Consider the following 9,752-nt stretch of genomic DNA (forward strand, 5'->3'; position numbering starts at 1 on the left):
CCCCCGGTTGCCAGCCCGGCGGCATGTCGACGCGCCCGGCGCACGTTGGCCGGAGGCGGTGGTGCCTGGCCCGACGGCTCCCGCTGGCATAGCTGAACCGGCTTCACTGAACCGGTTTACCTATGTCAACGGAAACCACCCGCTGGCACCTTGAATCGCTTGTATCGCGCCCCTAGTTGGGTTGGAATGAGGGCCACCGGCTGCAACGGCCAAGACCTTCGGTTCCGGTTGGACCCGCGACATGGGGCTCCTAAGTGTAGCCGATGCCAGCGTCACGGTCGTCAACTCCCCCTAAACCCACTTTGGAGACCACGGTGAGCGACAAGATCACCCACACCAGCGACGCCGCCTTCTCGAAGGACGTGCTCGAGTCCGATACCCCCGTCCTGCTCGATTTCTGGGCGGAATGGTGCGGCCCGTGCAAGGCGATCGCGCCGGCCCTCGAGCAGCTGGCCGATGAGTACCAGGGCAAGGTGAAGATCGTGAAGATCAACATCGACGAAAACCAGCAGACCCCGCGCCAGTTCGGCATCCGTGGCATCCCCACGCTGATGGTGTTCAAGGACGGCAAGGTCGCCGGTACCCAGGTCGGCGCCGTCAACAAGGGCGTCCTCGCCCAGTTCATCGATAAGTCCATCTGAAGCCGCCAGGCTTTCGTTAGCCGCCGTGTGGGGCGCTTTACCTCGCGCCCCACACGATGCTAGGCTCTAAGCGTTCGCCTTGGGACACCTCGCTGTCCCCCATCCCGCGGACCTTCCCACCTTCTTCTTCCAACGGCGCCCCGTGAGGTTTGCCCGTGTCCGATATCGAAACGAAAGATTCCACTGACGCCAAGGGCGCCGGCGACAAGCCTGCGGCCGAACCGCGTCCGCGTACCCGCCGCAAGGCCCCGGCCGCCGAGGCGCCCGCGGTAGAGACGAGCGCTCCCGCGCCGGCTCCCGCGCCAGCCCCGGCGCCGCCTTCGCCCCCGCCGCTGCCGCCGGTACCGGCGCCCCAGGCTGAGCTTCAGCTCAACAACCCGCCCGCCTCGGGCGAGGCCCGCCAGCCGCAGGAGCCGCGTGAAGGTGGCCAGTCGCAGGGCCAGGGTGGCCAGGGCAACCCGCAGGGTGGCCAGGGCAACCAGGGCGGTAACAACGGCGAACGCCGCGAGCGCGAAGGCCGTGGCCGTCGCCGCCGCAACGAGCGCAACGACCGCAACAACCAGCAGCGCCAGGGTGGCGGTGGTGGTGGTGGCAACGGTGGCGGTAACTACCAGCACCAGCGCAACAACAACGGCTACCCCGTCGATGACGACGAGAACGCCGATGCCGGCAGCAACGATCGCCTGATCAACCTGACCGAGCTCAAGCGCAAGAACTCCATCCAGCTGCTCGAGTTCGCCGAGTCCCTGGGTATCCGTGAGGGCGTCGCCCGCCAGCGCAAGCAGGATGTGGTCTTCAGCATCCTCAAGGCCCACGCCCGCTCGGGCGGCGGCATCTGGGCGGAAGGTGTGCTCGAAATCCTCCAGGATGGCTTCGGCTTCCTGCGCTCGGCCGACGAGTCCTACCTGGCCGGCCCGGATGACATCTACGTCTCGCCCAGCCAGATCCGCCGCTTCAACCTGCGCACCGGCGATTACATCACCGGACGCGTGCGCCACCCGAAGGAAGGCGAACGTTACTTCGCCATGCTCAAGGTGGACGACATCAACGGCGATCCGCCGGAGGCGTCGAAGAACAAGCTGCTGTTCGAAAACCTGACCCCGCTGTTCCCGCGCAAGGCGTTCAAGCTCGAGCGTGGCAATGGCTCCACCGAAGACATCACCGGCCGTATCCTCGACCTGGTGGCGCCGATCGGCCGTGGCCAGCGTGGCCTCATCGTTTCCCAGCCCAAGTCGGGTAAGACGATGATGCTGCAGAACATCGCGCAGGCCATCCAGTACAACCACCCCGACGTCCACCTGATCATGCTGTTGATCGATGAGCGCCCGGAAGAAGTCACGGAAATCGCCCGCACGGTCCGCGCCGAAGTCATCAGCTCCACCTTCGATGAACCGGCCGTCCGCCACGTGCAGGTCGCCGAGATGGTGATCGAGCGCGCCAAGCGCCTCGTCGAGCACAAGCGCGACGTCGTGATCCTGCTCGACTCGATCACCCGCCTGGCCCGTGCCTACAACACCGTGGTGCCGAGCTCCGGCAAGGTCCTCACCGGTGGTGTGGATGCCAACGCCCTGCAGCGTCCGAAGCGCTTCTTCGGCGCGGCGCGTAACGTGGAAGAAGGCGGCAGCCTCACCATCATCGCCACGGCGCTGACGGACACCGGTTCCAAGATGGACGAGGTGATCTACGAGGAGTTCAAGGGCACCGGCAACATGGAAGTGCACCTGTCCCGCCGCATCTCCGAGAAGCGCGTCTACCCGGCCATCGACATCAACCGCTCCGGCACCCGCCGCGAGGACCTGCTGATCGACCCGGACCTGCTCGCCAAGATCTGGATCCTGCGCAAGCTGCTCCACCCGATGGACGAGCTGGCCGCCATGGAATTCATGCTCGACAAGATGAAGAACACCAAGTCGAACGACGAGTTCTTCAACTCGATGAAGCGCTGAAGTCCAGTAATGGCACGTTGAGAAGGCCGCCCTCCGGGGCGGCCTTTTTTCTTGCGCGGCGCGTACGCGGGGGTCACGGCGTTTTGCTACGCTGCGCGGCGGGCATGACACCTTTTCCCGGGCATCATGCGACCCCATGTGGGGCGGCTACGGCCCCTGCCGTCCCTTGCCAAGGAAAGTGAAGTGTCCATTCCCAGCGCCGCCAAGAGCACGCCCATCGGTGACCGTAACGATCTGGTCGCCAACCTCGCCGAGGGCGAAAAGCCGCGCGAACAATGGCGCATCGGCACCGAGCACGAGAAGTTCGGCTTCTATACGGACGACCTGACCCCGCCCCCGTTCGAAGGCCCGCGCCCGGGTATCCGCGCGATCCTCGAGGGGCTGGCTGAGCGCTTCGACTGGTCCATCGCCCGTGAGGGCGACACCCCGGTCGCGCTGACCAAGGGCAAGGCGAACATCACCCTGGAGCCGGCCGGCCAGTTGGAGCTCTCCGGCGCGCCGCTGGAGTCGATCCACCAGACCTGCGATGAAGTCAGCACACACCTGCAGGAAGTGCGCTCGGTCGCCGACGAGTTCGGCATCGGCTTCCTCGGCATGGGCTTCCAGCCGAAGTGGCGCCGCGACCAGATGCCGTGGATGCCCAAGGGCCGCTACAAGATCATGCGCGAATACATGCCCAAGGTCGGCTCGCTCGGCCTGGACATGATGACGCGCACCTGCACGGTCCAGGTCAACCTCGATTACGCGACCGAAGCCGACATGGTGAAGAAGTTCCGCGTGGCCCTGGCGCTGCAGCCGATCGCCACCGCGCTCTTCGCCAACTCGCCGTTCACCGAAGGCAAGCCCAACGGCTTCAAGTCATTCCGTTCGCACGTCTGGACGGATACCGACGCCGACCGCACAGGCATGCTCGACTTTGTCTTCGAGGATGGCTTCGGTTACGAACGCTACGTCGATTACATCCTTGGCGTGCCGATGTACTTCAGCTACCGCGACGGCAAGTACGTCGACCTGTCGGGCCAGGATTTCCGCAAGTTCATGCGTGGCGAACTCGCGGCGCTGCCGGGCGTGAAGCCGACAATCAAGGACTGGGCCGACCACCTGACGACCGCGTTCCCGGAAGTGCGCCTCAAGCAGTACCTGGAAATGCGCGGCGCCGATGCCAGCCCGTGGAACCAGCTGTGCGCCCTGCCCGCGTTCTGGGTTGGCCTGCTGTACGACGACGTGGCGCTCGATGCCGCGTGGGACCTGGTGAAGGACTTCAGCAAGGCGGAACGTCACGCGCTGCGCGATGGCGTGCCGAAGCATGCGCTCGACCTGGAGTTCCGCAAGCACACGGTGCGCGAGCTGTCGCTCGAGGCACTGAAGATCGCCGACCACGGCCTGAAGCGTCGCAACGTGCTGAGCTCGCGTGGCGCCGATGAGTCGATCTACATCGAGCCGCTGCTCGAGATCGCGCTTTCGGGCAAGACCCAGGCCGATACGAAGCTCGAGCAGTTCCACGGCAAGTGGAACGGCAGCGTGGATCCGGTCTTCGGGGAATACGCGTACTGAGGCATAAAAAAACCTCCCTGTTGCCAGGGAGGTTTTTTTTCAGTGCCTGTTCGCCGAAGCGATCAGAACTGGTACTTGGCCGACAGGCTGAGCAGGTTGCCCTTGTCGTCGTTCTCGCCAACGAGGACGTCGTTCGTGGCGCTGACGGCACCGTTCATGTGGGCCTTGTTCACGAAGATGTGAGCGTAGCCCGCATTGATTTCGAACTTATCCGACACCTTGTAGCCGGCACCGAAGGCAAGCCACTTGCGGGTCGAATCCGGCACGCGCGGGGAGCGGGTATCGGCATGGGTCGGGGTGGTGTCGACAGCGACACCGCCACGCAGGGTGAACTTGTCGGTGACGTAGTACTCGCCACCCACCGACACGAACCACGTGCTGCGCCAGTTGTAGACTTCCGTCGTCGGCGGCTGGTTCGGGTTGGAGTAGTTCACCGTCAGGTTCTTGAACGAGCTCCACTTCGTCCACGAGGCATCGATACCGAGGCCGAACTTCTCATCCTGGTGCCAGAAGCTGGCGGTCGCCACGGCGGGATTCTCGAAACCGGCCGTGCCGTCGGTGTGGGTGAACGGCGGCTGGCCCTGGAACAGGTTCGCAATAGTCGGGTTGGAGAGCAGCGCGGTCACGTTGGCCGGGACGGTGAAGTTACCCGTGCCCTCCAGGTGGTGCTTGATGGCGCTGCGATAGTTCAGCGCGATGCGATCCTGCGCGGTGAGCTTCCACAGGCCGCCGAGCTGCCAGCCGTAGGCCCAGTCGTCGCCCTTGATCTTGGCGATGCCGTCGGTGCCCGGCGGGACCACGGCGTTGATCGTGCGCAGGAAGGTCGGGACAGCCTGAACCGGGATGGCACCGGCGGCGACGCCCTGCTGCAGCACGCCGAGCGCGGCGCTGTTGTAGTTCACGGCGCTGGTCAGCTCGGCGCTGGTCTTCTCGGCGATGAAGCTGGCGCCGATCGCGAAATCATCCGTCACATCGAACGAGGCCGACAGGGTGGCGTCGAACGACTTGAAGTCGGACTTGATGCCGTTGTAACGGCCCTTCCAGTCGGAGTCGTAATCGGTCTTGAAGCCGAACGGCGCGGTCAGGCCGAGGCCGATGTGCACGCGATCGCCAACCTTCGAGGCGAAGTACAGGGCCGGGACCGGGATGGTCGTGCCGGCGTCGCCGCCGTTGCCACCGGAGATGGGACGGCCCTGGGCATCCGTGGCGGTGCCGTGGAACTTGGTGCTGAAGTTGATGCCGGTGACGTCGGCCTGGAAGGTGTTGCCCTCCAGCAGCGTCATGGCGGCCGGGTTGTTCACGATGACCGAGGCATCGTCACCCGCGGCAGCCGAGCCAGCGAAAGCGCGGCCGAGCGCCTTGGCGCTGTTTTCCTTCAGCTGGAACGCGCTGGCGTGGGCGGCCTGCGGAGCCACGAGCGCGCCGGCGATGGCCAGCGAAAGCGCGGCGATGGCCAGCGGGCGGGTGTGAAGTTTCATCTGCATGCGAAGCGGCTCCTGCTTATTGTTCTGACGGGATCGAACGGGGCGGAAAACGTAAAAAGTTAGCCGTTTTCATACGCGCGTTTAACAATCTGGCGTGGAACTCTGGACGACTTGACCAAGAATTTGCAAGTGCACATGCAACAAACCTGAAACAGGCCACAGTTCCGCGCCTGCGGCCGGGCCCGCGATTTGGTAAATTGGGGGACCGAGCCGCCGCGAGACCTGCCGTCATGCACTGCTTCGTCTACGTCAGCCAGCGCAAGCCCGACACCTACGTGTGGCTTTCCCGCCGCGAGGGCTTCGATCTCCTCCCGGAACCCCTGGCCCTGTTGCTCGGGGAACTGCGCTTCGTGCTTGAGGTGGAACTCACGGCTCAGCGGAAGCTCCCCCACGAGGACACTGAGAAAGTTCTCGCCAACCTTGGCGGCCAGGGCTGGCACCTGCAGGCGCCGCCCAACGAGACGCTCAGCGTCTGCAACCAGCCGAACCTGAACCGGGAAATCGACCCGGACGCCTCGCTCGTCAGGGCCTGACTGGCCGAAACCGTGCATGGGTGAAACGTGGAGCGCAGGTTAACGCGAGGTTACCGCGCGGGCCTGCGACGGTCCGTATACTCGCGCGCATGGCCAATCCCAAACGTCGTCGACCGCCGCTGATCAAGGCGCTGCCCTGGTTCCTGCCCGCCCTTGCCGCCGTCGCGTGTGCTGGCTTTACCGCTTCACCCCTGGCCCTGATTCCGCTCCTGCTGGCCAACGCGCTGGCCATGGCGGCCGTCTGCCATGCCATCGGATTCGACCCGGAGCCGAACTACCTGCGCACCGCGTTGCGCCGCGGGTCGGCCTACGTGGTCATGTTCACGATCTACACGTTCGCCGTGTTCGTGCTCGTGGCCTGGCCGATCCTGAAGCTCACCCAGGCGCCCAGCCTGGGCTATGCCCTGCTCCTTGCGGCCACCCTGGTCGTGGCGCTGGGCATCCTGTGGCGGATGTGGCCGGCGTTCGGCCTGGTGTACCTCTGGGATGACGCCTACCCCGAGAGCAGTGGCGATGGCTCGTGGATCTTCACGGCCATGGCCCGGTCGGTGAGCTTCGGCCGCCACCTGTCGGCCGAGGAGCGCTTCTTCACCCATTTCCTGCCGGCCGCGATCGGCCTGCTCGTGCTTGCCTTCTGCGCAGTCGCCCTGTCCGGCCTGTACGGGGTCTTCCCGGCCGAGATGCGCATCGCCGCGCTCGCCATCTACGCCGTGGTGCTGCTGCCGGCCTGCTCGCTGCTGATCGCCAACCGCACCCTGCGCGCCCTGCTCTGCGACCGCCGCGGCCATATTCGCACCGCGCGTGCCGAGACCCGGCGCGAGCCCGAGATCAGCGATGCCCACCGGGTGCCGACGCCGACGCCCATCCCGGAGCTGTCGACGGAAGACCGCCAGCCGGAGATCCGCGATGGCGCCCTTCTCACCGCGATCCGTTCGGGCGATGTCGCCCGGGCCGTCGCCCTCGTCGAGGCGGGTGCGAACCCGAACACCGAGGCCGAGCCGGGCGACCGTGACCAGCGGCCGGTGCTCACCCTGGCCGCCCTCTCGGCCGATACGCGACTGCTGCGCGCGCTGATTGCGCGGGGCGCGGACGTCAACCGTGCGCACCACGGCGTCTCCGCGCTGCTGGCCGCCTGCCGCGATAGCTGGCACGGCCGGCCGGATGCCGTGCTTACCCTGGTCTCGAACGGTGCCAACGCGGCCGCGACGGATGCGGAAGGCAATACGCCGTTGCACGGGGCTGTGCTGAGCGCCGAACCGATGGTTGCAGCCATGCTCCTGGATGCCGGTGCACCGGTGGACGCGGTGAACGCCGCCGGCGAAACGCCGCTGGCCATCGCTTGCCGCGCCGCCAACTGGGCGCTCGCGCGCTTCCTGCTCGAACATGGCGCCAAGCCTGCGCCTGTCGGTGCCGAACCCGCCCTGGTCGCGGCGGCCAGCATCGCCGACGACGATGCCGAAGGCGTGAAGGTGCTCCTGCGCTACAAGGCACCGGTGAACGGTGCCAACGGCCACGGCCGGACCGCGCTGATCGCGGCGGCCAGCGAAGGCCACGAGCAGATCGCCCGCGTCCTCCTCCAGGCCCACGCCAACGCCAACCTCGCCGATCGCCACGGCACCACGGCGCTGATGGAAGCCGCGCGCGCCGGCGCTACCGGCATCGTCCAGCTGCTCGCGGATGCGCAGGCCGACGCTGCGCCGCGCGACAGCCATGGGCGCGATGCATTGACGCTCGCCTGCCAGTCGCCGCGCGCGCAGGCCGCCACGGTCCGCGCCCTGCTCGCCATGGGCGCGCAGCCGAAGGCGCCCGGCGCGGACGGGCGCAGCGCGCTCGACCATGCGGCCTCCGGTGGGCGCTGGGATTTCGTGGCGTTGCTCGATCCCGAAACGCCGCTTCCCACCTCACTAAGCGAATCCGTGCTGCCTGAGGCTGGCGCCGATTCACCCCTGCACCTCCACGATGCCCTGCGCTTCGGCCACTGGGCGGTCGCATCGACGTTCGCGGCCAAGGTGCGCGAGTGGCCGGTGGAAGAACTCGCGGCGCTGTACATCGACCTGGCCGGCCCAGGCTTCGATTCGGCGCGCGCATGGCTGTTCGATCATGGCCTGCCCGCCGAGACGCGCCTCGCTCCTCCGGTCGATGAGCCCGTCGACGCACTCGGCCGTCGCCTGTTCGATGCGCTGCTCCCGCAGTTGCCGCAGTCCGCCGACGCGCTGTTGCAGCTGATGCGCGCGGGCGCATCGCCTGCTGGCGCCGGGCTGCTAGGCCAGGCCATCTGCCGTCTCGATGGCAGCGACGAAGGCCTTGCGCTCGCCATGCTTGAAGCAGGCGCCGACCCGTTTGGCGCGGACGCCCGTGGGCGCACGCCGATGCACATGGCGGCAGCCACCGGCTCCGCCCGCGTGCTCACCGCGCTGCTCACGCGCGGCCTTGATCCCAATGTCCGCGACGCGGGTGGGCGCACGCCGTTGCATGCCGCGCTGGAACACGGCGGCGATGCGCTGCCGCTGGTGCGCCTGCTCGTGGCGCATGGCGCCGATCCGGAAGCTGCCGACGTCAATGGTGAAACGCCGTACGGTCTCGGCATCGGCCATGGCGACGTGGAGCGCTGGCTGAGCTGGCACCTTTGGCCCCTGCCAGGCCGTCCGCTGCATGCTGCCGATCTTCCCGCCGCCGCCGCGGCTGGCGACATGCAGGCGGTGGACCGCCTGCTCGAACTCGGATTCGGTATCGACACGCGTGACGCGCAGGGTGCCACCGCGCTGTTGCGCGCCGCCGGTGCGGGCCAGGTCGACGTCGCGGTGCACCTGCTCGACGCCGGTGCTGATCCGGCGAGCGCTGCGGCGTCCGGCGTCACGCCGCTTGCGGCAGCCGTCAATGCACGCCGCGACGCGGTCGTCGAGCGCCTGCTCGATCGTGGCGTGGTCGTCGACCAGCGCCTTCCGGGTGACACCACGGTGCTGATGATCGCCGCTGCGCTGGGTTATCCCGATATCGTGGAGCGCCTGCTCACCGCCGGCGCCGACGTCAAGGCGGAAGACGCCCATGGCCATACCGCACTGCACGCCGCCGCTCAGTATTGCTTCGGCAGCAACGACAGCCTGCGCGCGCGTCGCCTGCTCGATGCCGTGATCGGCAAGGGCGCCGACGTCAACAAGGCCGACAAGGACGGCGCGACGCCGCTGCTTCTCCTGCTGGGTTCGCACATGCGCCCGGGCACCCCGGCCGATGCCACCCACCTGGGCGCACTGGTGCCGGTGCTGCTGGATGCGGGCGCGAAGATGGAACACGCCGATCACCGTGGCGTGAGCGCGCTGCACGCCTGTGCCATGCATGCCCTGCTGCCGCCTGCCCGCGTGCTGCTGCACCGTGGCGCCAACCGCAATGCGGCCGATGCGTTCGGCCGCACCGCGGGTGACGTCGCACGCCACCTCGGCTATGTGGATATCGCGCATGAGCTGGGCGTGCGCGCCAACGCGATCCCGAGCGTGCGCCAGACGCTGCGCCAGCCGGCGCAGCCCGAGTAAGCCGTATCACTTGTGGGAGCGGGGGGGGGGGGCGGCCGCGCCGCCCGCGGCCCCCCCCCCCGCCCGC

At 67.4% G+C, this 9,752-nt stretch carries 6 protein-coding genes; 5 read left to right on the forward strand and 1 reads right to left on the reverse strand.

What is annotated here, in order from left to right; translation table 11 throughout:
- Nucleotides 1–314: 314 nt before the first annotated feature.
- The 3 genes from trxA to ACTHLF_RS10585 all read left to right on the forward strand — a co-directional run bounded on the left by trxA (nucleotide 315) and on the right by ACTHLF_RS10585 (nucleotide 4,141).
- Nucleotides 315–641 (forward strand): thioredoxin TrxA, encoded by a 327-nt coding sequence (trxA, locus tag ACTHLF_RS10575; RefSeq protein ID WP_139979157.1) that lies wholly within the window; start codon nucleotides 315–317, stop codon nucleotides 639–641.
- Between the two features lie 155 nt (nucleotides 642–796).
- On the forward strand, nucleotides 797–2,587 hold the full coding sequence (gene rho / locus ACTHLF_RS10580; RefSeq protein WP_440327244.1) for a transcription termination factor Rho: 1,791 nt from the start codon (nucleotides 797–799) through the stop codon (nucleotides 2,585–2,587).
- Nucleotides 2,588–2,770: 183 nt separating this feature from the next.
- Nucleotides 2,771–4,141: a glutamate--cysteine ligase gene (locus ACTHLF_RS10585; RefSeq protein WP_440327246.1), complete on the forward strand. Its 1,371-nt coding sequence runs from the start codon at nucleotides 2,771–2,773 to the stop codon at nucleotides 4,139–4,141.
- A 62-nt stretch (nucleotides 4,142–4,203) separates the two neighbouring features.
- On the opposite strand, the gene ACTHLF_RS10590 is transcribed toward ACTHLF_RS10585, so the two are convergent.
- A complete protein-coding gene (locus ACTHLF_RS10590) occupies nucleotides 4,204–5,625 on the reverse strand; it encodes an OmpP1/FadL family transporter (RefSeq protein WP_440327248.1) in 1,422 nt (473 codons plus the stop codon).
- 230 nt (nucleotides 5,626–5,855) lie between these two features.
- On the opposite strand from ACTHLF_RS10590, the gene ACTHLF_RS10595 reads away from it, so the two are divergent.
- The gene (locus ACTHLF_RS10595; protein WP_440327250.1) at nucleotides 5,856–6,158 is read left to right on the forward strand and encodes a YcgL domain-containing protein; all 303 of its coding nucleotides are present in this window, start codon (nucleotides 5,856–5,858) and stop codon (nucleotides 6,156–6,158) included.
- 89 nt (nucleotides 6,159–6,247) lie between these two features.
- On the forward strand, nucleotides 6,248–9,685 hold the full coding sequence (locus tag ACTHLF_RS10600) for an ankyrin repeat domain-containing protein (RefSeq protein ID WP_440327251.1): 3,438 nt from the start codon (nucleotides 6,248–6,250) through the stop codon (nucleotides 9,683–9,685).
- Nucleotides 9,686–9,752: the final 67 nt, after the last annotated feature.

This window comes from Luteibacter sp., from assembly GCF_051958795.1.
GTDB lineage: Bacteria > Pseudomonadota > Gammaproteobacteria > Xanthomonadales > Rhodanobacteraceae > Luteibacter.